Origin of the sequence: Spirosoma sp. SC4-14 (genome assembly GCF_037201965.1) — a bacterium.
In the GTDB taxonomy this organism is placed as follows: Bacteria; Bacteroidota; Bacteroidia; order Cytophagales; family Spirosomataceae; genus Spirosoma.
Genome location: NZ_CP147518.1, coordinates 556,959 through 582,977, shown reverse-complemented (window position 1 = coordinate 582,977; position 26,019 = coordinate 556,959). Strand labels below are relative to the sequence as shown.

Annotated in this window: 25 protein-coding genes; 20 read left to right on the top strand and 5 right to left on the bottom strand. The window is 46.1% G+C overall.

The window, feature by feature from the left end; genetic code table 11:
* Positions 1 to 70: 70 nt before the first annotated feature.
* The 7 genes from WBJ53_RS02475 (at position 71) to WBJ53_RS02445 (ending at position 5,402) form a co-directional block, all read left to right on the top strand.
* Complete coding sequence (locus WBJ53_RS02475) at positions 71 to 733, top strand: hypothetical protein (RefSeq protein ID WP_338874462.1); 663 nt, start codon at positions 71 to 73, stop codon at positions 731 to 733.
* A gap of 71 nt (positions 734 to 804) precedes the next feature.
* Positions 805 to 1,050 carry an ATP synthase F1 subunit epsilon gene (gene atpC, locus WBJ53_RS02470; RefSeq protein ID WP_338874461.1) on the top strand — a complete coding sequence of 82 codons (246 nt, stop codon included), beginning with the start codon at positions 805 to 807 and terminating at the stop codon, positions 1,048 to 1,050.
* Positions 1,051 to 1,261: 211 nt separating this feature from the next.
* Positions 1,262 to 2,347: a histidine kinase gene (locus WBJ53_RS02465; RefSeq protein WP_338874460.1), complete on the top strand. Its 1,086-nt coding sequence runs from the start codon at positions 1,262 to 1,264 to the stop codon at positions 2,345 to 2,347.
* Positions 2,344 to 3,054 carry a LytTR family DNA-binding domain-containing protein gene (locus tag WBJ53_RS02460; protein WP_338874459.1) on the top strand — a complete coding sequence of 237 codons (711 nt, stop codon included), beginning with the start codon at positions 2,344 to 2,346 and terminating at the stop codon, positions 3,052 to 3,054. Before WBJ53_RS02465 ends, WBJ53_RS02460 begins: the two co-directional genes overlap by 4 nt.
* A gap of 316 nt (positions 3,055 to 3,370) precedes the next feature.
* Positions 3,371 to 4,126 carry an intradiol ring-cleavage dioxygenase gene (locus WBJ53_RS02455; RefSeq protein WP_338874458.1) on the top strand — a complete coding sequence of 252 codons (756 nt, stop codon included), beginning with the start codon at positions 3,371 to 3,373 and terminating at the stop codon, positions 4,124 to 4,126.
* 59 nt (positions 4,127 to 4,185) lie between these two features.
* Positions 4,186 to 4,710 carry a hypothetical protein gene (locus WBJ53_RS02450; RefSeq protein WP_338874457.1) on the top strand — a complete coding sequence of 175 codons (525 nt, stop codon included), beginning with the start codon at positions 4,186 to 4,188 and terminating at the stop codon, positions 4,708 to 4,710.
* A 5-nt stretch (positions 4,711 to 4,715) separates the two neighbouring features.
* On the top strand, positions 4,716 to 5,402 hold the full coding sequence (locus WBJ53_RS02445; protein ID WP_338874456.1) for a pirin: 687 nt from the start codon (positions 4,716 to 4,718) through the stop codon (positions 5,400 to 5,402).
* An 84-nt stretch (positions 5,403 to 5,486) separates the two neighbouring features.
* On the opposite strand, the gene gcvP is transcribed toward WBJ53_RS02445, so the two are convergent.
* Complete coding sequence (gene gcvP / locus WBJ53_RS02440; RefSeq protein WP_338874455.1) at positions 5,487 to 8,399, bottom strand: aminomethyl-transferring glycine dehydrogenase; 2,913 nt, start codon at positions 8,397 to 8,399, stop codon at positions 5,487 to 5,489.
* A gap of 372 nt (positions 8,400 to 8,771) precedes the next feature.
* Here gcvP and WBJ53_RS02435 point away from each other — a divergent pair, with 372 nt between their 5' ends.
* From WBJ53_RS02435 to WBJ53_RS02395, 9 genes are all read left to right on the top strand, one after another.
* The gene (locus WBJ53_RS02435; protein ID WP_338874454.1) at positions 8,772 to 10,514 is read left to right on the top strand and encodes a hypothetical protein; all 1,743 of its coding nucleotides are present in this window, start codon (positions 8,772 to 8,774) and stop codon (positions 10,512 to 10,514) included.
* Between the two features lie 131 nt (positions 10,515 to 10,645).
* Positions 10,646 to 11,416, top strand: a complete 771-nt coding sequence (gene rfbF / locus WBJ53_RS02430) for a glucose-1-phosphate cytidylyltransferase (protein WP_338874453.1) — start codon at positions 10,646 to 10,648, stop codon at positions 11,414 to 11,416.
* Positions 11,417 to 11,421: 5 nt separating this feature from the next.
* Complete coding sequence (rfbG, locus tag WBJ53_RS02425) at positions 11,422 to 12,519, top strand: CDP-glucose 4,6-dehydratase (protein WP_338874452.1); 1,098 nt, start codon at positions 11,422 to 11,424, stop codon at positions 12,517 to 12,519.
* Positions 12,516 to 13,067, top strand: coding sequence for a dTDP-4-dehydrorhamnose 3,5-epimerase (gene rfbC / locus WBJ53_RS02420; RefSeq protein WP_338874451.1), 552 nt, complete (start codon positions 12,516 to 12,518; stop codon positions 13,065 to 13,067). Before rfbG ends, rfbC begins: the two co-directional genes overlap by 4 nt.
* A gap of 7 nt (positions 13,068 to 13,074) precedes the next feature.
* Positions 13,075 to 14,301 carry a class I SAM-dependent methyltransferase gene (locus WBJ53_RS02415; protein WP_338874450.1) on the top strand — a complete coding sequence of 409 codons (1,227 nt, stop codon included), beginning with the start codon at positions 13,075 to 13,077 and terminating at the stop codon, positions 14,299 to 14,301.
* A complete protein-coding gene (locus tag WBJ53_RS02410) occupies positions 14,298 to 15,167 on the top strand; it encodes an NAD-dependent epimerase/dehydratase family protein (protein WP_338874449.1) in 870 nt (289 codons plus the stop codon). The genes WBJ53_RS02415 and WBJ53_RS02410 overlap by 4 nt, the downstream gene beginning before the upstream one ends.
* Positions 15,154 to 15,891 carry a cephalosporin hydroxylase family protein gene (locus tag WBJ53_RS02405; protein WP_338874448.1) on the top strand — a complete coding sequence of 246 codons (738 nt, stop codon included), beginning with the start codon at positions 15,154 to 15,156 and terminating at the stop codon, positions 15,889 to 15,891. The genes WBJ53_RS02410 and WBJ53_RS02405 overlap by 14 nt, the downstream gene beginning before the upstream one ends.
* Positions 15,892 to 15,916: 25 nt before the next feature.
* Positions 15,917 to 17,158, top strand: coding sequence for a glycosyltransferase family 2 protein (locus WBJ53_RS02400; RefSeq protein ID WP_338874447.1), 1,242 nt, complete (start codon positions 15,917 to 15,919; stop codon positions 17,156 to 17,158).
* Positions 17,159 to 17,175: 17 nt separating this feature from the next.
* A complete protein-coding gene (locus WBJ53_RS02395; protein WP_338874446.1) occupies positions 17,176 to 18,357 on the top strand; it encodes a glycosyltransferase family 4 protein in 1,182 nt (393 codons plus the stop codon).
* Positions 18,358 to 18,378: 21 nt separating this feature from the next.
* Here the strand turns inward: WBJ53_RS02395 and WBJ53_RS02390 are convergent, their stop codons facing one another.
* The 3 genes from WBJ53_RS02390 to WBJ53_RS02380 form a co-directional block, all read right to left on the bottom strand.
* Complete coding sequence (locus WBJ53_RS02390; protein WP_338874445.1) at positions 18,379 to 20,472, bottom strand: hypothetical protein; 2,094 nt, start codon at positions 20,470 to 20,472, stop codon at positions 18,379 to 18,381.
* Between the two features lie 123 nt (positions 20,473 to 20,595).
* Positions 20,596 to 20,997: a DUF2304 domain-containing protein gene (locus tag WBJ53_RS02385; protein ID WP_338874444.1), complete on the bottom strand. Its 402-nt coding sequence runs from the start codon at positions 20,995 to 20,997 to the stop codon at positions 20,596 to 20,598.
* A gap of 7 nt (positions 20,998 to 21,004) precedes the next feature.
* The gene (locus WBJ53_RS02380) at positions 21,005 to 21,727 is read right to left on the bottom strand and encodes a glycosyltransferase family 2 protein (RefSeq protein WP_338874443.1); all 723 of its coding nucleotides are present in this window, start codon (positions 21,725 to 21,727) and stop codon (positions 21,005 to 21,007) included.
* Between the two features lie 146 nt (positions 21,728 to 21,873).
* Between WBJ53_RS02380 and WBJ53_RS02375 the strand changes: the two genes are divergently transcribed.
* The 4 genes from WBJ53_RS02375 to WBJ53_RS02360 all read left to right on the top strand — a co-directional run bounded on the left by WBJ53_RS02375 (position 21,874) and on the right by WBJ53_RS02360 (position 25,596).
* Positions 21,874 to 22,890: a lysylphosphatidylglycerol synthase transmembrane domain-containing protein gene (locus WBJ53_RS02375; protein ID WP_338874442.1), complete on the top strand. Its 1,017-nt coding sequence runs from the start codon at positions 21,874 to 21,876 to the stop codon at positions 22,888 to 22,890.
* A 63-nt stretch (positions 22,891 to 22,953) separates the two neighbouring features.
* Positions 22,954 to 24,027, top strand: a complete 1,074-nt coding sequence (locus WBJ53_RS02370; RefSeq protein ID WP_338874441.1) for an alpha/beta hydrolase-fold protein — start codon at positions 22,954 to 22,956, stop codon at positions 24,025 to 24,027.
* 220 nt (positions 24,028 to 24,247) lie between these two features.
* Entirely contained in the window at positions 24,248 to 24,835 is a 588-nt protein-coding gene (locus WBJ53_RS02365) for a hypothetical protein (protein ID WP_338874440.1), read from the top strand.
* Between the two features lie 14 nt (positions 24,836 to 24,849).
* Complete coding sequence (locus WBJ53_RS02360; RefSeq protein WP_338874439.1) at positions 24,850 to 25,596, top strand: DUF5602 domain-containing protein; 747 nt, start codon at positions 24,850 to 24,852, stop codon at positions 25,594 to 25,596.
* A 69-nt stretch (positions 25,597 to 25,665) separates the two neighbouring features.
* Here the strand turns inward: WBJ53_RS02360 and rhaM are convergent, their stop codons facing one another.
* Complete coding sequence (gene rhaM, locus WBJ53_RS02355; protein WP_338874438.1) at positions 25,666 to 25,980, bottom strand: L-rhamnose mutarotase; 315 nt, start codon at positions 25,978 to 25,980, stop codon at positions 25,666 to 25,668.
* Positions 25,981 to 26,019: the final 39 nt, after the last annotated feature.

Here is a 26,019-nt window from a genome sequence, read left to right as displayed (position 1 = left end):
TTAATCGTATACGGGAGACCAATTATTACTCTGTCGTCTAATAGTTTTAAAACAAAACCTAATAAGTTTTATGAAAACGTCGATTAGATACAGACTCGGAGTAATACTACCATCGCTGAGTTTGCTCTTTGTAACCAATGTTACTACTGAGGCCAAAACTCTACGTATCCAAACAGGCCCTGTAACTACTGTTGAAACAGAATTCGAGCCAGCTTTAGTGCAGGACAATTCGACAGATATGCATCTGGATAAGGCAGTGGCAGCCCTGAGCAAAGGCGATAAGTCGACAACCACACAGGAATTAAAGGCTGGTATTGCTGGTCTGGAATCGCAGGCGCAGAATCAGCCAACGTCCTTTAAAGACAAACTGCTGGCTCAGGCAGGCAAGCTAAAGGCATTATTGCCACTCATTCCGACAGGAGCGCTGGGCAATGGTGTGTTAGGAAAAGCAGTTAGCCTGGCAAAGCTTGCTTCGGGTGGCAGTCAGTTGGAAAGCCTTGTAGCGGCAGGTTCGCTACTGGGTAAAGCAAGCCAGCTAACGAGCGGCTTAAAGGGAATAGGGGGAGCCTTATCGGGACTTGGTGGAAGCCAGTCGGCAGGGCAATCGCTCATCTCAACAGCCTTAGGAACGGTTGGTAAGCTCGATCAGGGTGGTTTGGTTGCCAAAGCGGCCGAACCAGCGGCCAAAACACAAATTGGCAGCGTACTTAATTTCGTAAAAGGAGTCTTATAAAAAATAATGAATGATGAGTTATAAATGCGTTTAAAAAATCATTCATCATTCATCATTTATCATTCAATAGCATGACCTTAGACATAATCACTCCTGACCGTAAGGTCTTTTCGGGCGAAGCAACCGCTGTTACGTTTCCGGGTAGCCAGGGACAGTTTCAGGTTCTCAACAACCACGCTCCAATGGTAAGCACGCTCGATCGGGGCCTTATTGTTGTGCAATCTCCTTCGGGTCAGCAAACATTCACCGTTGACGGTGGTGTTATTGAAGTATTGCAAAATAAAGTTCTGGTTCTGGCCGAAGCGGTTGTAGCCTGATCAGTTTACTATATTGGTTGAAAGCGGTCTGTGTAGAAATACAGACCGCTTTTATTTTTTACTATACGGGTAACTTCACCATTAAGTTGCGCCAGAAAAGTGTGGCATACCCCAATCCTAACACTTTCTTTACCGGCAAATTCTGACCATTTACCGAGATTACTATCAGGCAACAATGGGTTTACGTAACTTTCCTTCTTTCTCATTTCGTATGAACAGGAACGTTTCGCTCATACTTATTCATCTGTTTGGCTCCCTAACCTTTCTGGCCTTACCCTATTTATTTGCAACCAACGGGTTTGCAAAGCTGGCCGAGCTAAAAACCAATCCGCATGAACAACGGAATGTATTGTCCTACCTGCTTACCATTGCGTTCTTCTATGTCAATTACTATTACCTGATTCCACGACTATTCTTTCAGAGAAGCTATCTTCCGTATGGACTGAGCGTCCTGCTTTGTTTTATTCTGGTCGAACAAACACTGGTCGAGGTTAATCGAAGAGGAATTCGACCCTATCGGCCTGAGCCTTCCAATCAACCACCACCGCCCCAAAACGACGATCATCCGCCTGGCCCGGCTGGTCAGTTTCCCAAACCCGGTTCCGACCAGCCGGGTTTGCCGCCCGAAATCAGCCAAACCTTTTTTTTGTTTCTGGCAAGTTTTCTGCTGTCGATTGCGATTCGCATCAATAATCGCTGGCGCGAAACCGAACGCGAAAAATTGAATACAGAACTGTCGTACCTGAAAGCACAGATTAATCCACATTTTCTGTTTAATACGCTAAATACGATCTATTCGCTGGCTATTGAACAGTCGGACCGAACACCCGAAGCGATTACGCAACTGTCGTCGCTGATGCGCTACGTTATTCAGGATGCTACACTCAATCAGGTTCCACTAGGTAAAGAACTGGAACACATCAGCCATTATGTTGCCCTACAAAAGTTACGGCTGGATAATACGGTTCGGGTCGATTTTTCGGTTGAAGGCTTCGCTAATGGCTTACAAATAGCGCCATTGATTTTGATTTCATTCGTCGAAAATGCGTTCAAGTACGGTGTGAATCCGAGCGAAGACGCCTACATACAAATAGCGTTATCAGTAGAAAAAACGACGCTCTATTGCCACGTTTATAATAAAAAGGTGCATATTTCGCAGGATACGATCAGCACGAGTGGTATTGGTCTTAGCAACACCCAAGCCAGACTTAGCCTGGTTTATCCAGATAAACACCAATTGCTGATTCGAGATGAACCTAATGATTTTACGGTAGATCTTTATCTGACACTTGCATGATTCGAGCCATTGCTGTCGATGATGAACCGCCCGCCCTTCGGGTACTCAGTAACTTCTGCAATCGAATTGACTTTATTGATCTACAAAAAACGTTTTTCCGAGCCCACGAAGCCCTCGATTATTTGGCCAGTTTTCCGGTCGATTTGCTGTTTCTGGATATTAACATGCCTGCCATATCAGGGCTCGATTTTCACAAAATTCTGCCGCAACCAACCCTGGTTATTTTCACCACCGCTTATGCCCAATATGCAGTTGAAGGGTTCTCGCTCAATGCCGTCGATTATCTGCTAAAACCCTTTACGTTTGAGCGGTTTGAACAGGCAGCCAGCAAAGCCCGTGATGCCTATCAGTTCAGGCAATTCCAGAACGAGCAGGAAAAACCTGCCTGTTTGTATGTTCGGGCCGACTATCGGCTTTATCAGATTCCACTCTCCGACATTCTATATATCGAAGGACTGGACGATTATATTAAAATTCATCGTGAGCAGGACAAACCGGTAGTTTGCCGTATGACGATGAAGGCAATACTTCAGCAACTTCCCGAAACTGGCCATAGTTCCGAGCGTTTTATTCGGGTGCATCGGTCTTTTATTGTTCCTATGAACCGTATTGAAGCCGTACGAAACAAAACGATATTGCTGCCAGGTCACGAAATTCCAATCGGAGGTAGTTACGAAACCAACTTTTTCCAGCAATATGGCGGGTGATAGCCATTAGTTGATTGGTCATTAGTACTTAGCTAATTCCCTCAGGTGAGACCTAAAAAGTTTTTTTAACCTTTTAGGTCTGGTTACGCCATATGCATACCAGTGAGGCCGAAGGCAAATGATTACCACAGGTCGTTACGTACTTCTGCCATTTACCGACACATTTACCCTATTTACCGACAAGTCTGATAGCCTTTGCAACGAAGGGTGTTTGTCACTGCGTTAAGGTAATTAAGCAGAATTTAATCGATAGCACATTCCGGGTGGTCTGGTTCCCTGCTAATTTATTTTCTCAAAGAATCATTTCAGCAATACAATGGAGCGCAAAGAATTTTTGAAACGAGGTTTTGGTAGCCTACTAGGCATAGCTGCTATTATGCCAACTGTAAACGGATGCAAAAGCACCGAAGTCGATCCAACCACCACCACATCGACCGATGGCACGAGCACCTCAACGGGCTCGACCAACGGGAGTTCGTCCGGCAACTGTTCAGTTACACCAACCGAAACAGAAGGTCCTTTCCCAACCAAATCGCCAGCCAACTTCGTTCGCAACGATATTCGCGACGATCGGACTGGCGTTGCGTTTACCGTTAATATCACCATCAAAAATGCGAACAGTAGTTGTGCAGCCCTATCGGGTGCCCTGGTCGACATCTGGCATTGCGATAAAGATGGCTATTACTCCGAATACGGCGGAACGGGTATGCAAAGTGTAAATTTTACTAGTGTCGATTTTTTGCGTGGCCGTCAGACAACCGACTCAAACGGTCTGGTATCGTTCACTTCTGTTTTCCCTGGCTGGTACTCAGGACGGGCTCCGCATATTCACGTGCATATCTACAACTCTTCGGGTAAATCGTTGTTGGTTACCCAGATTGCTTTCCCTTACGATATTACAAATACGGTTTATACAACCGGGCAGTCGTATGGTTATACCAAAGGAGCTCAAGACACGAAGAACGAAAGCGACAACGTATTTTCGGACGGATTTACGACTGAGTTAGCTACCGTATCGGGTAGCCTTTCTGGTGGGTATACCCTCACGCATACAATTGTAGTAAGTGCATAAGTAATCTGGTCGGAAAGGCTTCGGGAGATTTTTCTGAAGCCTTTTTTTCTAATCAAATCATGGGGAAAGGTATTATTCGGCTGAGTTACCGAAAGGTGATTGATGCATCGTCGCAGAAATTATGGGAAAAGTATGTGTTCGAAGATACGTATATGGAGTTTTTCATGCAGGCTCAGTCGTTCAACCCAGACGGCCAGTACAGTACCTTTCAGGAACTGATCGAGCACATTCCTAACGCCGAAAAGCTCCACAGCATGACCAGTCGGGCTGCTATTGGATACATTCGACAGCTCAACACGATCATGCCAGATATTGCTAACCAGGCAGGACAGCTCCACGTGCCGTTTTCGCAATTTAACTTTGAGATCATCCAGTCGCACGTAGCCAATAAAGACGCACATAAGATTGCCATTACGTTTTATAGCGAACCAATAACCTGGATCGACACCATTGGTAACCTCCTGCTTGTAGCCTATGGCGACCATCGCGAAGCCCTAAAAAACGGAAATAGTATCGACACCGACATGATTGCCATACAATCCAACCTCACCATTACGTCATTTCAGGAAAGCAATAATGCCTGATCAGCATGGACACCAAGACAGAAGCCCGGATTTATTTAGCCGATCAGCGAGGCCATTCTACGCTCGGCTCGTTTCAAAGCTTTCATAGCTTCAATTTTGGCCCATATTTCGACGAAAGTCGCAAACCCTTTGGCTCGCTTCGGCTCCTGAACGACGACTCACTAAAAGCCGGCGCCGAATTCAGTCTGACCGTCGAAGAGCCAACCGATATTTTGCTACTGCCTGTTGTTGGCGGGCTCGAATATAAAACCCTGCAAACTAACGATTTTGTTGAAGCAGGCGAGGTACAGGTACTTTCGCTGGATGCCGGGATGAGCTATGAAGTCCGAAATCCTTATAGAGTCGAGCTGATCAATTTTATTCAGATTTGGCTGTCCAGAAACCAGCCAAATTTATCAGATCAACGGTGGGCATTTAATTTAGGGCAGAAAAATACCCTCTTTACAATTTTTTCGTCGGACGACAATATCGGTTTTATTGGCAAATTCGATGGCCGCCACGATGATTACTACCCGATTATGAATCCAGAAAACGGTGTATTTGTCTTCGTTGTCAGCGGTGTTTTTGAAGTTCAGAATCGTTTGCTCCACGCCCGCGATGGGTTGGCCTTAACAAACATTGCGAGTTCAACAATAGAATTTGAAGCCTTATCGAACGACGCGATCCTGCTGTTAATAGAGGTTACTCTTTAAGAGGAAAGCCCCTTTGGGTAGACACAGGAAAGCCAATCTGTGTCTACCCAAAGGGGCTTTCCTGTGTTGCTATAGTATTTACGCCTATTGTTCGGCCCCAACTTCTTCGGCCACTTCGGTAGCGTAGGCATCGGTCGGTACGCAGGAACAAACCAGATTACGGTCGCCATAGGCCGAGTCGATTCGGCTAACGCTGGGCCAGAACTTACGAGCCCGCACGTAAGGCAACGGATACACGGCTTTCTCACGACTGTACGGACGATTCCAGGCATCGGCAAGGGCTACCGTGGCGGTATGTGGCGCGTTTTTCAGTACGTTATTTATCCGGTCAGCTACACCGTTTTCGATCTCCCGAATTTCTTCCCGAATAGCAATCAGGGCATCGCAGAAACGGTCGAGTTCGGCTTTCGACTCCGATTCGGTTGGTTCAATCATGACTGTGCCAGCCACCGGAAACGAAACCGTTGGCGCATGGAAGCCATAGTCCATCAACCGTTTGGCAATATCCTCCACCTCAACACCAGCAGCCTGTTTAAACGGACGGCAATCGACAATCATTTCGTGAGCAGCCCGGCCGTTCAGACCCGAATAGAGCGTTTCGTAATGACCATCCAAACGTGCTTTGATATAGTTAGCGTTCAGAATAGCCCGTTTTGTTGCATTGGTGAGTCCTTCGCCCCCCATCATCGCAATATAGGCATACGAAATAGTGAGGATGCTAGCCGAGCCATAGGGTGCGGCCGAAACCGCGTGAATGGCCTGATCGCCACCCGTATGTACGAGCGCATGACCGGGCAGGAAAGGCACCAGATGTGCTGCAACCCCGATAGGGCCCATGCCCGGACCGCCACCACCGTGAGGAATACAGAACGTTTTATGCAGATTCAGGTGGCACACATCGGCCCCAATCGTTGCGGGCGATGTAAGGCCAACCTGAGCGTTCATATTGGCACCATCCATATAGACCTGACCACCGTTCTGATGAATTATATCGCACATTTCAACGATACTTTCTTCAAAAACGCCGTGGGTCGACGGATAGGTTACCATCAAACACGACAGATCATTGCTGTATTGTTCGGCTTTGGCTTTCAGATCGGCCACGTCGATGTTCCCACGCTCATCACATTTTACGATCACGACTTTCATGCCCGCCATTACGGCACTGGCCGGGTTGGTTCCGTGGGCCGATTGCGGAATCAGCGAGACATTACGATGCGAATCGCCCCGGCTTTCGTGATAGGCCCGAATCACCATCAGCCCCGCATATTCGCCCTGAGCGCCCGAATTTGGTTGTAACGACATAGCGGCAAAACCCGTGATTTCACAGAGCCAGTCGTTCAGATCGCTGAAGAGTTGCTGATAACCCAGTGTTTGGTCTTTCGGGGCAAATGGATGCAGCTTGCCAATCTCTGGCCATGTTACTGGAATCATTTCGGCCGTAGCATTGAGCTTCATCGTACAGCTTCCGAGCGAAATCATGGAATGAACCAGCGAGAGGTCTTTTTCTTCCAGCGATTTCAGATAACGCAGCATTTCGTGCTCGGTATGGTGCGTATTGAACACCGGATGAGTCAGGTAGTCCGACTGGCGAATAAGCCGTTCGGGCCACGAAATTTCCAGATTAGCCAAAATCGCATCCAGATCGGCCTTAACACCAAAAATCGACAGCAGTTCAAGCACATCGTCCAGCGTTTTGGTTTCGTCGAACGATACACTAACATGCTCCCCATCGGGCAAATAACGCAGGTTAATGTGAGCTGCTCTTGCCGATTTTTTCAACGATTCTACATCCCCGATTTTTACCGTAACGGTATCAAAAAAATGTTCGGTCTTTAGTTCATGAGCGCTCCAGCGCAGTGCTGTTGCAAACACTTTGGTGAGCCCATGCACACGCTCGGCAATAGTCCGCAGCCGTTTGGGGCCGTGATAGACGGCGTAGCTTCCGGCCATAACAGCCAGGAGCACCTGCGCCGTACAGATGTTTGAGGTTGCTTTTTCGCGCCGGATGTGCTGTTCACGCGTTTGCAGCGCCATGCGTAAAGCGGGTTTTCCTTCAGCATCCAGCGAAACCCCGATAATACGACCCGGAATCTGACGTTTAAATGCGTCACGAGTAGCAAAGTAAGCCGCATGAGGTCCACCGTAGCCCATGGGCACGCCAAACCGCTGTGCCGAACCAACCACTACATCAGCCCCCATTTCGCCGGGAGGAGTTAGCATCGTTAGCGCGAGCAGATCGGCAGCTACTGCTGTTGTAATGCCTACTTCATGAGCAGCCGCAATCAGATCGGTATAATCGAATACGGCACCTTCTGAAGCCGGATATTGAAGCAACAGGCCAAAAACATCGCCACTGGTCAGGTCGGCGGTACGATGATCACCAACAAGCACCTTAATCCCGACAGGAGTAGCACGCGTTATCAGCACATCGATGGTTTGCGGATGGCACTGATCTGATACAAAAAACGTAGCTGCCGTTTTTTTAGTGGCCGGACGCATGGCATAGAGCATGTGCATCGCTTCGGCCGCAGCGGTAGCTTCGTCGAGGAGCGATGCATTGGCAATATCCATACCCGTCAGATCCGACACAACAGTCTGGAAATTGAGTAGTGCTTCCAGGCGTCCCTGTGCAATTTCGGCCTGATAGGGTGTGTAGGCCGTATACCACGCCGGATTTTCGAGAATGTTACGCAGAATTACGTTTGGCGTAATGGTGTCGTAATAGCCGGTGCCGATATACGATTTAAAGATTTTGTTCTGGCTGGCCGCTTTTTTGAAATCCGCCAGAAATTCAGTTTCTGATTTGGGCGCTGGCAGATTGAGAGGGCGGGGAAGCCGAATCGTAGCCGGGACCGTTTGGTCAATCAGTTCGTCGATGGAGTTGACCGGCAGGCCGGTCGATGAAATGGTCTGGAGCATGTCGGCCAGAGCCGCATCTGACTGACCGTGATGGCGGTCTTCAAATGACTCCTGATAACGAAGGTTTAACTTCATTGAAAGATAGCTTCTATATAGGGTACAAATTTACATAACAGTCTGATAAAAGACAGCGTGAAAGGCAATTTGGAGCAGGAACAGTATGTCTGGCAAACGCAATTTGAAACGTAGAGGTTCTGCTTCAACACATATGATGTTACCGAACTGTTAATGAGCAAATTATAGATTTTTTGTAAGAATCGGGGTGAAATCTAAATAGAACCCAAATGAATCTGCTTTGTGTCTTATTTCAGCTTCCTTGCCAATTGTGGGTAGCCGACGAAACGGGCTATTTATAAACCTGGGCCAATTACCGTACAGGCTCTTTTCCTTGTCTGAAACTAGATAAAGAACTATACTTACCGGGTCAAATTTCTACTAATTCGCTCAATGGCACTATTTACGGCCAAAGCTGTTTCCTTCCCTCCATTTCTACGGGCCGTTGAAAAACCCCAGCCTATTTCATCGTATCTGTATGCGCTGGTAATTTTCCTGCTGGTCCTCCCTGCCTTTATCTACTACAAAGTAATTTACGAAAATGCCTATAATTTCCCGGTAGAAGACGATTTCAACAGTGCACTGAGCTTTATTTCCGATTATACATTTGGAAAGCTATCCGTTGGCGAAAAACTGAAACTCATTTTTTCGCAGTATAATGAACATCGTATTGTTTTCGACCGCCTGATTTTTCTGACCGATTATAATCTGTTTGGCGAATTAAATTTTCGCCACCTGATTTTGATTGGCAATCTATCGCTGGTGTTGATTTGTCTTCTTTTTTACAAAGCGGCATTTCGGCAGTTTACGCTCTTTCAAAAGCTCGTTTATTTACTTCCTGTTGCCTATTCGCTTTTTCTGTTCCAATACTGGGAGCTGTCGACCTGGAGTATGGCTGCCTTGCAGAATCTCTATGTCATTCCGTTTGCTATGCTGAGCCTTTACAAACTCACCAGGTTCAATCGGACTGATTTTGTGCTTGCCTGTGCAGCAGCCGTACTGGCAACCTACACGAGCGGCAATGGCCTGTTTACTTTTCTGGCTGGTGCCCCATTATTACTTTTCACAAAATCGTACCGACGGTTAGCCGTGTGGCTTATTGTAGCCGCTCTAGCCATAGCCTTTTACTTCTGGGGCTATATTCGTCCGCCCTACCATCCAGATGTTGTCGATTCGCTGCTTAATCATACGGGCCGTGCTATCCGATACTTTTTCACCCTAACAGGAATGCTGCTGGGGCCGGGCCGACCAACGCTAAATGTCTTGTTCGGAGCCTTGTCGCTACTAATATCAATAGGTCTGGTTGGGTATTTATGGTATGCGAAACGATTAGTTAACCATCTGGCTATTGTGGGCTGGCTGCTGTTTCTGTATTTGACTTGTCTGTCGCTTATGGCTACCCGGTCGGGCATGGGTATTGGGCAGGCGGCAACCCCTCGCTATGGCATTGTGGTTGTGATGCTATTTGCTACACAGTCGGTGCTGGCACTGGAAACGGTCAGGCACCATCTGCTACAAATCGGTGTGTTTATTGGCTACCTGGGAATAGCGCTACTGGTCTACGTATCGCCAACCAATCAGGACAACCGCCGACGAATTGAGGACCGAACGCGGGAGTTGAGCTATAGCACTGCTTTTTACAATGCCGACCCGGCCAAGTTATCCCTACACTGGGGCAATCAGGAGATTGCCCGATCTATTTTTTTCGATGCCCTTCAAAAAGGCATTTACCACGTTCCGGCAACAACATTCAGCGAACTCACAAGCCTGCCTCAGCCGTGCGATCCAACTCAATTGATAGCTTCAAATACGGTCACGACTGATGTAACGCCTTACGAAACCGGCAATTTTCTAATTATCTATCGGGCTACTGCTTCACTTACAGGAACACTTTCCCGTTCAGCAGCAATACAGATCATTGCCCGTTCGGAATCGGCTTGTTACGCTATTGATACCCAACGCCACGCCTGGGATGACCCCGACGATAAGTTGCTTGGTCGTCGGTATTCGCAGCCCGGATTCTCCTGTATTTTCGACAAAAAGGCTCTGCGGCCGGGCCATTATGCGTTATGGCTGTGTGTTCAGACGGGTTCAACGAAGGTATACAAGCCGCTGAAAGTATCCTTTACGGCCTGACTATTGAATTGACCTAATCAGGGGATGTATTAAATCCATTCTTCATTTAACTCAACTATGTGATGTTTGCATGATATTTGTAGCCCCCTCTTAGTAACTTGTTATTTCAAAATAGCCCTAAACTCCTATCTATGAAAGTTGTTATTCTTGCCGGTGGATTAGGCACTCGTCTTAGTGAAGAAACTGTCGTCCGCCCAAAACCGATGGTCGAAATCGGTGGTATGCCCATCCTCTGGCATATTATGAAAATTTATTCGGCATACGGGTTTCATGAATTCATTGTTTGCCTTGGCTATAAAGGGTATATAATTAAAGAGTATTTTGCTAATTACTTCCTGCATCAATCCGATGTCACAATAGATCTTACTACGAATCAGGTAGAAGTCCACAATTCGCATGCAGAACCCTGGAAAATTACCCTTGTCGATACGGGCATTAATAGCATGACGGGCGGGCGAATAAAGCGGGTTAGCCATCATATTGGTCAAGAATCGTTCCTGCTCACTTACGGGGACGGGGTAGGAGATATTAACATTTCAGATCTGGTTTCTTTCCATCGGGCTCACGGCAAACGTTGTACATTAACGGCAGTACAACCATCAGCCCGATTTGGGGCATTAGATGTTAATGATGCGAATGGAGTACGATCATTTCTGGAAAAACCGAAAGGCGATGGAGCCTGGATCAACGGTGGCTTCTTTGTTTGTGAGCCCGATGTTTTCAACTACATTTCTGGCGATGATACAACCTGGGAACGTTATCCAATGGAAACATTAGCCAGCGAAGGCGAGCTAATGGCGTTTAAACATACGGGCTTTTGGAAACCAATGGATACCCTTCGCGATAAACTGGAACTCGAAACGGCCTGGAATACGGGGACCGCCGAATGGAAAATCTGGTGAGTAGTATGACACACTTGTTCGGAAAAGTTTATACGGGAAAATCGGTCCTAATTACGGGACATACAGGTTTTAAAGGGTCCTGGCTGACCTATTGGCTGCAAAAAATGGGCGCCATTGTTACGGGATACTCTCTTCCAGCCCCTACAGAGCCTAACCACTGGAGTCTGCTCTCATTGCCAATAGCTCATCATTTGGGCGACATTCGGGAGCAGGTTGCTATGCAGGCCGTATTTGATCAGCATCAGCCTGAAATCGTTTTTCATTTAGCTGCCCAGCCACTGGTTCGTTATTCGTATCAGCATCCGATCGAAACGCTCGATACCAATATCCTGGGTACGGCCAAAGTACTCGAATGTGTACGTCATACGCCATCGGTACGGGCCGTAGTCATTATCAGCAGCGATAAATGTTACGAAAACCCCGAAGATGGTCATCCATTAACCGAAACAGAACGAATGGGCGGATACGACCCGTACAGTGTGTCGAAAGGTTGTACTGAATTGATTACGAGTAGCTATAGACGCTCTTATTTCAACCATAAGCATTATGGACAAAAGCATCAGGTGCTGATTGCCAGCGGACGCGCCGGTAATGTAATTGGTGGGGGTGACTGGGCAACTGACCGACTCATTCCCGATCTGGTAAAAAGCACTGTATCAGGACATCAGGTAATTATCAGAAACCCATTAGCCGTTCGCCCCTGGCAACATGTGCTGGAACCTTTGTCGGGTTATTTGCTGGTTGGACAACGGTTGCTGGAAGGTCATACCAATGTAGCCGATGGCTGGAACTTTGGCCCTAACAGCAACGATGTGCTTCCTGTCCGGGAAGTAATTCGGCTGGCCCGGCAAATTTGGCCAGCTATTGATTGCAACGAATTTTCGTTTGAATCGAATCCCCACGAAGCCCATTTGTTGAGTCTCGATTGTACTAAAGCGCATGCTCAACTGGCCTGGCGGCCTGTTTGGGATACGCCAACTGCCATTGCTCGTACGATTGGCTGGTATAGGAGATGGTATCAGCAACGGCAAATTTTATCGCATCAGGATCTGGAGCACTATATTGAAACGGCCCGACAGGCCAATTTAATCTGGACGCAATGACGTTTACTGAAACTCCTTTATTGGGTGCGTATCTGATCCAGCTTGCTCCTTTTCGCGATCATCGAGGCTGGTTTGCCCGTACCTTCTGTAAACGCGATTTTGAGCAGGTAGGTCTTCAGGGCGACTGGGTGCAACATAATCATTCAATGACACATCAGGCAGGCGCTCTGCGAGGGCTCCACTTTCAGTACACACCCTACAGCGAGGTCAAACTCGTGCGTTGTATTGCTGGGTGCGTGTTTGATGTTATTGTAGACTTACGGGCTGATTCAACCACCTTCGGGAACTGGTTTGGTACCGAGTTATCGCACGAAAATGGACAGATGCTCTACATCCCCAAAGGCTTTGCGCATGGCTTTCAAACCCTTACAGAAAACTGTCAGCTTATTTACTGCCATAGCGAATACTACTTTCCAGGAAACGAAGGCGGTATTCGATACAACGATCCTCGAATTGGCATTTCCTGGCCTTTACCCATCACCGACCTTTCAGAACGAGACGCAACTCATCCGCTCCTGAACGGCCAATTCGTCGGCTTAACCGTTTAACACCACTATGAATTGTCGATTCTGTAAAACTCCCCTTCAGGATGTATTTATTGATCTGGTCAACGCACCTGCATCAAACTCGTTTCTAACACATGAGCAGTTGAATGAACCTGAAACATTTTATCCTCTGAAAGTTTATACCTGTTCATCCTGCTTTTTGGTACAGATTGATGAATATAAAAAATCAGATGCCATTTTTGACAACGGATATGTCTACTTTTCGTCGTTTTCGACCAGTTGGCTTGCTCATTCCAAACAGTATGTCGACAAGGTAACCGAACAGTTTGGCTTGACTCCTCAATCGGAGGTGATCGAAATTGCGTCCAACGATGGGTATTTATTGCAATATTTTGTTGAAAAGCAGATTCCCGTACTCGGTATAGAACCCACAGCCAATACAGCAGCATTGGCTATTCAGAAGGGCATTCCAACGATTACGCGCTTTTTTGGTACCGAGCTAGCTCAGGAACTGGTTGCTGAAGGGAAACAGGCTGATCTTTTACTAGGTAACAATGTGCTCGCTCACGTACCTGATATTATTGATTTAGTGGGTGGTATGAAGATGATTCTCAAACCCACCGGCGTTATTACGATGGAGTTTCCCCATTTATTTCAATTAGTTAAAAACAATCAGTTCGATACCATTTATCACGAACACTTCTCCTATTTATCCTTTGGCACTGTAAAGCAGATTTTTGAGTCGCAGGGCCTGATCATGTTTGATGTAGAAGAGCTACCAACCCACGGTGGCTCACTTCGGATTTTTGCCTGTCATTCGAATGATAACAGCAAATCTATCGACCCGAATGTAGCGACCATGCTGGATAAGGAAATCCAGGCCGGAATGACTACACGTTCGTTTTACGAAGGATTTCAGCAAAAAGCGCTCCTTGTGAAACTCAACCTTACTGATTTTCTGATCCAGCAAAAACGGGCCGAAAAGACCGTAGTTGCCTATGGAGCAGCTGCCAAAGGCAATACATTGCTAAATTTTTGTGGTATCAAAAACGATTTTATCGACTATGTTGTTGACGCCAACCCCGCCAAACAGAATAAATTTCTCCCCGCCAGTCATATACCAGTGGTGCAGGAAGACGTACTAAAAAATCATAAACCCGATTATGTGCTCTTATTACCCTGGAATCTACGCGACGAAATTATGCAGCAGTTAGCGTATATTCGTGAATGGGGTGGGCAGTTTGTTGTGGCGATTCCAGAATTAACCATACTGTGAACAACCTAAAAACAGTGCTAGTTACCGGCGCAACGGGTTTTGTGGGGCACTATCTTATTGAACGCTTGTTAGCGACAAACTTGGTGCAGGTTATTGCAACCGCCCGCACTGAGCCCCTACCCACCAAATGGTCCCAGGCAGTAACGTTTGTCCCCTTTGATATCAGTGCCGATTTTTCCGGAGAAAACCTCTTTACTTATTTCGGTCGACCTGATCTCGTTATCCATCTTGCATGGCAAGGGTTACCCGATTATAAATCAATGGCTCACATTGAGACTTACTGGCTCCAGCATTATCAGTTCCTGACAAACCTGATCAGGCATGGCCTAACTGACCTAACAGTGACCGGAACTTGTCTGGAATATGGATTACAAAGTGGTTGTTTATCGGAGAATTTGCCAACCTCTCCTACCACAGCCTACGGACTTGCCAAAGATTCGCTACAAAAAGCGCTGACTCTTTTCCTCAACAACCGGTCAGTATATTTTAAATGGATTCGATTGTTCTATATGTACGGTAAAGGTCAAAACCCAAAATCATTGCTGGCACAAGTCGAAGCTGCTGCCTTACGGAATGATCCGATCTTCAATATGTCGAAAGGAGAGCAGCTTCGCGACTATTTACCCGTGGGCAAGGTAGCCCATACCATCACAGAAGTGGCGCTACAACAGCGCGTAACCGGTGTTATTAACTGTTGCAGTGGTCAACCAATAGCAGTTCGCGCATTAGTGGAACAATTTATGCAGGAGCATCATTACCACCTATCGCTTAATTTGGGATATTACCCCTATCCCGATTATGAACCACTTGCTTTCTGGGGTAGTACGGACAAACTGAACACACTGACTAATTATGATTCCCACTAACCCTATCGAAGCATTTAAGCAGGAATGTACCGAACGAATTGCTTCGTATCCGCAAAAAACCGATTTAGTAGAAGCCGCACAGGCCTTTAATATAGCCTCTAACCGCGAAAAATATTCCTATAACTTTAGTTGGATGGGCAGGCCGATTATCCAATATCCGCAGGATATGATTGCGATGCAGGAGCTTATCTGGCGTATTCAACCCGATTTAATTATTGAAACAGGTATTGCTCACGGCGGCTCCCTGATCTACTACGCTTCTCTGCTTGAATTAATTGGGAAAGGCGAAGTAGTTGGCATCGATATTGATATTCGGGCGCATAACCGGCATGAAATTGAAACGCATCCTATGTTCAAACGGATTACGCTTTTTCAGGGATCAGCTATTGACGAAGCACTGGTAGATGAAGTCGGCAAGCTGACCGAAGGGAAACAAACGGTTATGGTTTGTCTGGATTCTAACCACACGCACGAGCACGTTCTGCGCGAACTTGAACTTTATTCGCCCTTTGTGACCCCAGGGTCCTATTTGATCGCATTCGATACCATTGTCGAAGATATGCCCGAAAAGATGTACGATCGCCCGTGGGATAAAGGCAATAACCCTAAAACAGCTGTTTGGGAATTCCTGAAACAAACTGACGATTTCGAAATTGATCATACCATCGATAACAAATTGCTGATTTCTGTGGCTCCGGAAGGCTATCTGAAACGAGTAAAATAGGCTAAATATGGGCTAAACAACCGTTATGGAACAGCAACAATACACCGTTATTATACCCACACGCGAACGGGCCGATACGTTGCTTCATGCCCTTCGTACCTGCACTTCTCAGGACTATGACAAATTGACTATTCTGGTTTCAGACAATTTTAGTCAGGATAACACACGCGAAGTTGTTGAATCGTTTGACGACTCCCGAATCCGCTATGTTAATACTGGCCAGCGGTTAAGTATGTCTCACAATTGGGAATTTGCGCTCTCTCAGGCAAGCGACCAGGGATTTGTAACATATCTGGGCGATGACGACGGTCTTTTGCCCAATTCGGTCCGGGATACCGACGACATTATTCAGGCAACGGGCCTGAAGGCTGTCAACATGAATCCAGCTCCCGACTTTTATCTATGGCCTTCATATTTCAATCGCCAACAGGCCAATTTCATGAAAGTCAGCTTTCAGCGAGGAACCATAATTAAACAAGGGAAGGATGAACTAAACCGCGTACTGACTTGCCGGGAAGATTACCTGAAACTACCCTTCATCTACAACTCATTTGTTAGTATGGAAGCCGTAAATCAGGTTAAACGCATTACTAAAACGTTTTTTCGTTCGCAAATTCCCGACATCTATTCGGGTATTGCACTGGCAAATACAATTGGCCCTTATGTACTGTCTAACCGGCGGCTAAGGCTCTCGGGAGCTTCTTCCCACAGCACTGGCATGTCTCAGTTCAATTACAATACAAATAGTAAGTCGATGGATACCTTTGCCAGTGAACCCAATATACCCTTTCATCAGGCACTGCGCTATTGTCCTTCTTACAGTTATCTGATTGCGGAGAGCTTTATGCAATCCTTCGATGCAGGGCTGAACGCCGACGAGCAATTAGCTTTCAACTGGCTGCCTTTTATCAGAACAGCCATTAAAGAAGCCAATACAAAGTTTTTGCCGCAACGCGATAGTATTATTAGCGCCACCCGCCATATTGCCGACGTTAATCATCTTGATACTGAGCAAATTGAACGGCTTATTAATGGCTCCCGTAGCCGATTATCCAATATCATTCTTTATGATCTCCAGCGGTATGCCTATCCTTTTTTATTGATCAACGCTGCTGATTATGGGGTAACTAATATCTACGAAGCTTGCCAACTTTACCGAACGGTTTATGAAAACCCGGCAAAATTCTGGCTCAATAGTTCTACCTGGATTAAAATGAAACAAATGCTTTTCGGAGAACTGTCTGCTCGTTATTCGTCTGTCAATTAAATGACTGTTCGCTACCAATGAGAATTCTGTATATAGTAGACAATTATTACCCGCACATTGGTGGCGCGGAACTGTTATTTCAGAATCTGGCCGAAGGGATGGCCAAAGCTAACCACAAGGTAACAGTGCTCACACCGAAAAACTTTCCGGAGTATCGTGATCAGGAAATGTATCATGGTGTTCAGATAGTGCGGCAACGGGTTCCGCCTTTTGCTCAGCGTTATTTTTTCACGATCTGGGCAATCTGGAAAGCTATTCAACTGGCAAAGCAACATGACCTGATTCACACAGCAACGTACAATTCTATCCCGCTGGCCTGGCTGGCTGGGTTAATTGCCCGAAAGAAAACCGTCTTAACGATTTATGAAGTATGGGACAAAAAATGGTACAACCTAAGTGGCCAGACAGCCCTAAAAGCCAGCCTCTTTCGGCTATTTGAACGAACGTTGCTTCTTTTCCCCTTCAACCGGGTAATCTGCATTTCCGACAGTACGCTTCGGGATTATAAGGCATTATTTCCGTCCGTACCTGCTGAGCGTATTTACCCTGGTGTTGATTATGAATCGATGGAGCGGCTACGCTTAACAGCTCCTCAGAAAAACGCTTTCCGGCAGGCTAAAAACTGGAAAGAGAAGGATTATGTTATATTAGGCTTTGGCCGACCGGGCATTTCGAAAGGGTTTGACTATCTGATTGAGGCAGTTCCTACTGTGGTCAGTAACTTACCCAATGCTCGTTTCGTTTTTATTTTTCCATCCGCACCGAACTTTATTTCTTTACGCGAGCTACTTGTTCAACGATTGGAGTCATTCAATTTACCTGCTTCGCTTACAGTGCTGGATCGTCAGTCACAAGCTGACCTCTTTGCTTATATTCAGAGCGTTGACTGCGTAGTCATCCCATCGTTGGCAGAAGGCTTTGGTTATGCGGCAATTGAAGCCTGCACATTGGCTGCCAGCGTAGTAACAACCACGGCTGGCTCTATCCCCGAAGTAGTTAGCGGTAAAGTCTACCTGACAATGCCAGCCAATAGCCATGCATTGGCAGAAGGTATTATAAAGATGGCCACCTCATCAGAACTAGGGCTTCCTTCTCAAAAATTCACCAACGAAGCCATGATTCGGGCACACAGTAGTCTGTATAAAGACCTGCTGAATCAGATAGACAATTCGCATCCAGAACTGCCCGTAACTCAATGACAATTCCGGTTGTGAGTGGCTTTAAAAATCGTTACGTTTATAGATTTCTATTGAACCTAATTTATCGACCAGAGTCATACAACGCACTTCAACTGGCTGGGGCGTTTTCTCAAAAATAAAGTATTTCGCATCCAATTTCTTAAGCTTGGGCGAACAGGGATCCAGCGCTACCGTATAACCATCTTCAAACGTCTGCATAAATATGGTCGAATCTCGACCATCGATGTATGACGCATACACCGTATGGGCATAACGGTTATAAGCCGAATCACGCTTTGCCGTTGGGTCAAGAACACGCATGGTCTTATAATCGGGCATGAACTTGATACCACTTAATTGGTTAACTCCAGTTGCCGTTACTAAATAGGTAATATACTGGCTTCCAATAACAACCCACCGGGCTTTGGGCTCCTGGTCATGAATCTGTTTTACTTTCTGGTATAGCACATGCTCAGTAATAGGCGACAGGCCAACCGAAAGCGGATTGATACCCAAATTAGGCAATGTGAATATAGCCAGCATTCCGCTTATCCAGACAGCTTTTGTCGGGAATGTAACGCTGGGCAACATCATGTAATTAAGGGCAATAAAGAATAACGTTGGTATAAGCAACTGATAGGCTTTGTAGAACCCATCGGAATCTGAAATATTGAGCCAGGCGGCATACACCATAAACACAACAACAAATGCAGCCAATGCCATTTTACTATTAACAGATAAAGCAACCAGGCGACCTCGGCTATAAGCCAGAAATAGAACAGCCAATACCATATTCGTTAGCCCAAGGGGTACCTGCGTACGACGGGCGGGGCTAACATCCAATAAGGTTACTTTGGCCAGAAACGCCGGAAATCCAAACTCAATCCAGATCAGTAAAACAATTGAATAGAGCAGAACAATCGTAAGTAACGGATCAATTTTTTTTGTCTTTACGAAATAGATAGCGGATGAAACAGCAATAACTGGCATGAAGGTAACTCCATGCGATAGCTCGCAAATATTCAACCAGGCCTTCGGAAAACGTTGATCACGGAGCAGCCAGCCCGAATAATACTCTGAAAGCCAATTAGCGATAAAACCTGTTCCGCCTAAATCACTGCGCTTGCCGGGATATACTGTATTCGACATGACGTCGATCGTTGGCTTAGCATCAACATAATAGGCATAGGCAATTGCCCCAATGGCAAGCCCGGCAATACCAAGAGTTACTATTTTGGCTACGACATGATCAAACAATAGTTCTTTTTGGTAATTACGCCATACAAAGCCAATAAGCAGGAATACAAGAAGATACCCAAAGGGTACCTGATAAGGAGGGTATAAATTAAGCGCAAAGGTTATGACCGCCCACCCAAACACAACCCCCGCAATCAGGAGTGTTTGTAGCTTCCTGGCATAAAAAATGTAAAAAGATGCCAGCAAGATAATTGATCCCGAAAACACGTGGCCTAATGGCGAAAACGACCACCAAGCCATTGCGGGAGAAAAGACTAGCCAGAACGCACCAAATACGGATAACCAAAACTGGTTTTTTGTTAAAGCCAGAAATAACAGAGTCACTACCAGAAAGCTAAACAAAGGATAAAAAACGCTATTCCAGGCAAAGCCCCGTTCGGTATCCAGAAACGTAAATCCCCAATAATTTGGCCGAAAGACAGTTACAAAATGGCTGATCGGCAGATAAGCCACCAGCCCTGGTTTGCCTCCACCAATGGCAGGGTTTTCCTCTGGAAACTTGTTGTTAGCCTGAGAAAGAATAAACGGCGACATGGCGGCCCATTCATCCATCCGAATAGCACGTGGCGTACCAGCAATGAGTCCCCGTTTCGGGTTAGAGCCATCTGGAATAACCTGATTCCAGTAGGGTATTGAGGAGAAGTGAATTTTAGCCAGCGTCAACAATAGGAATAGGCCCACCAGAATTCCCATTAACCATTTTACCCGTTTGTCAAAGCGAATCAATTCAAAACCAGCATCGATAGGCTCGGCCAAAGGGCCCGTGGCTGGTGCTGGTTTAACAGCGGTATCTTTTACAGCAGATTGTAAGCTTGGTTTCGGGGCCGTTTGTGATTTACCGGGTTGATTTGTAACAACGGCTTTTTTCTTTTTTGACATTGGGCAGGTAAAAAGTTATAGCAAAAATAAGTTGCTATTGATCAATACAAAGACGTTTGTTTAACAGTATTTTTTACAATTAGCAACCTGCTGCAAAAGAGCTGATAAGACCAAAGTAGCTTTTCAGGAATTTGTTGTAGGTCTGGTTTCCTGGCTTACAACCAATTCAAGGCTTTTTTTGTCGTCTAGTTCTTTTTTCAGAAAAGCCACTTCGTGCGTTAGATCTTTTATCGACTGCTGCAATTTGGAAATAACTACTGATAGATGGACAAGAAAGCCAATGATGGCAAAAAGACCAACCAGAAAAATGAGCGATGGCGGATAATAGACACCCAGCAAAAGAGAAATCTGCGTTAAGCCTGTTCTCCAGATCGAAAACACAATCAGAATGATTGTACACGCAATCCAGATAAAGGAATACTCTTCCCGAAGCCGTCCTTTTACAATAAGTCGGGCAATGAAAATCATAAAGCTGATTGCTCCTAACAGGCTAAGTATCTGAATAGTTATCGGTAGGGATTCCATAGCCTGATCATGGTTTGCGTAAGCGGATATAAACAAATAACGTACCCATTGTTACCTTGAACATATAGTATAAGGCCCGGAAAAAAGTTATGGATGATGTTCCGCCCTGACGTTCGCGCATGATTACAGGTACCTCAACGATACGCAACCGGTTTAGCCCGAACTGAACAATAGCTTCTGGCTCTGGATATTCATCAGGATAATAGCGGTTAACAATAGCAATAGTTCGACGATTGAACGCCCGGAAACCAGATGTACTATCGTGAATTGTTTTTTGGATTAATAAGTGATTCAGCCAACGAAAGTATCGAATACCTAACCGTCGGGTAAAGGACGACTGAAAACCATTTCGTTCAAGGAAACGAGAACCAATTACTACATCAGCCTGCTCGTCCAGCACGGGTTGAATAACTTTAATCAGTTCACTGGCCGGATGCTGCCCATCGCCATCCATCTGCACAGCCATAGTATAATCATTTCGAAACGCATATCGATAACCAGCCTGCATTGCCCCACCAATTCCTAAATTGACTGGCAAATCCAGATAGAGACAATCAAGCTGTCGGATAACCGATAGAGTATTATCGGTAGAACAGTCATTGACCACCAGAATGTCTAAATTCAGATTATATTTCTCACGGATATGCTTAATTTCTGATACGACGCCTGTAATTGCTTCTTCTTCATTGTAACACGGCACAATAACTAATATACCCGGAGTGCTTTTCATGGGTAATGGAATAGAAAAGCCATAAAAGTTAGCTTTGCCCATATGGAATCTACTCAAATTTAAACTGACAATAGCTATACTCCAAATTTTGTACCATACAGTGTCAATAGGTTTATTTATCTTGCATCTTTTTATTGATTCAATATATGAAGCGACTGTTAAGGCGCTTTTTTCCTATAGGGCTCGCGATTGCTCTGCTTTTTTATGCGCTCAAAGACAGTTCTCTTACTGATATTGGCGCTCAGTTTCGTCAGGCCAACTATAGATGGCTAGTCCTGACCGGAATTCTTATTGCTTTATATAATGTTGTTCGGGCAGCTCGCTGGCAACTAACACTACAAGCCATTGGCTATCAACCTTCTTTATACAGGGCTACCATAGCTGTTCTGGCTGGCACAATGGCTAGTCTTATAGTTCCGGGAGCAGGCGAACTTACACGTTGTGGTACTCTGCAACGCACAGACAACATACCCGTAGCACATGGATTCGGTTCTGTAGTTGCCGAACGTGTTATTGATCTGCTTATGCTTGGTATACTCATTGGATTAACACTTCTGGTTGAATTCAAGCGAATAGGCCACTACTTCTTCGAGCTACTGTCGCCAGTCATTAGTCGAGCTACTTCCATTAATTATACAGGCCTACTAACTGGCTTTATCACGTTCGGCTTTCTTTTAGCAGTTTTTTTTTACTGGCTTTTCCAGCAAAAAACGTTTCGACAACATACCGTTTTAATTAAGTTAGTATCGCTTTTTGGTAATATTGGACAGGGCTTTATGAGTATTCGGAAGCTCCAGCAGCCAGGCTTGTTCGCTAGTTTAACCTTGGTTAGTTACCTACTGATTTACCTAACCACGTACAGTCTATTTTTTGCCTCTTATAAAACGATCTATTTACCCCCAACAGCGGCCCTTTCCATAATTACCATTAGCTCTCTTGGAGGTATGGCAGTACCCACTCAGGGAGGGCTGGGCACATACCACTATCTGGTGAGCCGGGTATTGCTGCTGTATGGCCTTCCTAAAGATGAAAGCATAGCAATGGCTACGTTTATGCATGCTGTGCAGACAGGGTTTGCGTTACTGTTCAGCAGCCTCAGTTTTCTGATTGTACCGGTACTGATCCGGAAAAAAAATAGCCGGATAAACGAGCCGATGGTCTAGCCGAATAGTATATCGTTTCTCCGTAAGCCTTTTTTGGGTAAACCCCTTAACCAATAATACATCATGAATCGGGCCACCAACCAGTTCAGCTTCTACCGGCGTTTGGCGTGTTTTATCGGTCTTTTTAGCTGCTTAACTATACCTCCGGCTCGTTGCCAGAATGAACTACGCGGCTCGGTCGAGCGGATTAAAGTGCATGGGAAAGGGCTGGAACGCAATCTGGAAGGCGATTCTCCCGACCGCGACGTATCTATCTATTTGCCACCCAGCTATAAACGCGATGCAAAGCGTCGGTATCCGGTGGTTTATTTCCTGCATGGGTTTACCGATAACGATGCCCAATGGTATGGCATTACCAAACATTGGATCAACCTGCCTGCTGTGGTCGACAAGGCTTTTGCAGGCGGGCAATTGGAGGAAATGATTATCGTAACGCCTAACGCTTATACCCGCTGCCGGGGCAGTATGTACTCCAACTCCATTACGACTGGCAACTGGGAAGATTTTGTAGCCAACGAACTGGTTAGTTATATCGATCAGCATTACCGAACCATTCCGAAAGTGGCCAGTCGCGGATTGGCAGGCCATTCGATGGGTGGCTACGGTACTATTCGGATTGGACAAAAACATCCGGAAATTTTTTCCAGCCTGTATTTGCTAAGCCCCTGCTGCATGACACCCAATACCAGCCAGGTACCTACTCCCGAAACGATGGCCAAGCTGGAAGCCATAAAAAGCCCTGAGGATATTGAAAAAGCTGATTTCATGACGCAGGCCATGTTTGCGTCGGCAGCAGCCTGGTCACCTAATCCGACAAAACCACCTTTTTATTCCGATTTACCTTTTGAAAATGGGCAGCCTCAGCCTATGGTTACAGCCAAATGGACGGCCAATGCTCCTTTAGCCATAATCGATCAATACATTACAAACATTAAGCAGTTAAAAGCATTCGCCTTTGATGCCGGAAATCGCGATCAGAGTATTGCCGCCAGCAATAAAATACTGGATCAGATTTTAACTAACTATCAGATTGCCCATTCGTACGAAGAATATGAAGGCAACCACATCAATCGCATTGCCGAACGAATTGAGCAGAAAATGCTCCCATTCTTCTCACAACATCTGTCGAAACGGTAAACACAACGTCGACGCTTCAGAATACAATTATAAAGAGGGGGAGAGGTATATCAAGTGTATACCTCTCCCCCTCTTTTTATGGCCCTACTGACTAATATTTTGCCATTTTTTGCAGTACCACTTCATACTGCTTGTCGGTGCTATTGTACCGGATTGCATACTCACCGGGATAATACCCCGAGGGTGCGATCTTCTGTGGTTGTTTGACAGTAAAGTGCTCATGAACGGCTTTTTTCAGATAATCGACCGTAATCATTGGCTCGTAGAAGACTGGGTACCTACTCAGACAGGCCCTGGGGTTCGGGATGTAAGCTTTGTGGTTTCAACGGACGGCGGGCAATCGTTCAGTAAACCTCAGCTACTGGGTCACGATCATTGGGAAATCAACGCCTGCCCACATTCGGGTCCACAACTATTTGCCCGCAATGAGACCGTATATGCTACCTGGTATTCGGGCGCAAGTGGCAGCGAAGGTATCCGGCTTGCCCAACTCGACAAACCCCAAACGCCAGAACTAACTGCCGGAGCCCAACGGACGCATCCACAGATTACGGGATGGCCCGACGGGCGGATGGCAATGGTTTGGGAAGAACTGATAGGCGAAGCTCCCGACGCCTATCGCCAAACTATGGTGCGAACCTATACGGCAAGCGGCCAATCGCATACCATACCGCTGAGCAAGGCAGGCGAACTCACCTCCTTACCGGTTCTGCTTCCAACATCCAATGGCCTGCTAATCGCCTACCAGGTTTGGAAAGGTCAGGAATCGAGTGTTACCCTAATGCAATTTCCTTTTTTTCAACCATAAACAATCAACTCACAATGAACCTATTTGCACTGGTTATTGTAGCCGCAACGACCTTACTAGGTCCCAACGATGCTCCTCAAAGCAATAAGAAACCAGCCCCTATCACCAGGTATGGCGAATCGGCCAGAGCGGGTAACGGAACAATCCGTACGTTCGTCCGGGTCGATGCCCAGGGCAATCCAACGCAGGTAGGGGTTGCTATTTCGGAAGCTGCCCTCAGCAGTTTATCAACAGAAATGACTCACTGGATTCTATATCCGCCCAAAGAAGCCGATAAAACGCTGATTAAGCACATTGCTTTTGGCTGGATGCCTCATGGACATGAACCCGATGGCGTTTATAATGTTCCTCACTTCGATTGTCACTTTTACTACACCTCGAATGAAGAACGCGATGGCATTAAGCCCAACGACCCTCGTTTTACTAAAAATCCGGATATGGCTTATATACCACAGGGCCATATTCGCGATAATGGTATTCCTCAGATGGGTGTCCACTGGATTGACCCTACCAGTGGAGAATTTCAGGGAAAGCCCTTTACAACAACATTCATTTACGGGGCGCTGGATGGGAAAGTAACGTTCCTGGAACCAATGTTTACGCTCGATTTCCTGAAAAAAGTAAACGACGAACGGATTGCCATAAAACAACCCCAAAAATTTCAGGTAGCCGGTCTTTATCCAACCGAATACCATTATGTGTACAATGCCGCTGAAAAGCAATATGAAGTTATCCTGGATGGGTTACAAAGCCGCCAGTAAGCTAGGTACCGAACGCGCCCATAGGAGACGGTTTCTCTTATGGGCGCGTTTTACTATGGTTTCAACAAATCATTCCAACTGAAACACTTGCTCTAATCGTTGAACAACCGGTGAATTATCGGGGTTAACATCCATCAGATCAGCCATATAGAGCCACCATCGTTGCATAACGGGTAGTTCGGGCAATTGGTCGGCAGTATGTCCATCAAGCCGTTTCTGAACAGCAAACAGCGTTCCGGTTGATGAATCGAGGTAAATAGAATAATCGCAGATACCTGCTTTGGTTAGGGCGCTCGCTAATTCGGGCCAGATTTCGTCATGACGACGTTTATACTCGGCTTCAACGCCCGGCTTGAGCTTCATTGTAAACGCAATTTCTTCCATAGGTATACGGGTCGATCTCTTGTTTATCAGAACATTAGT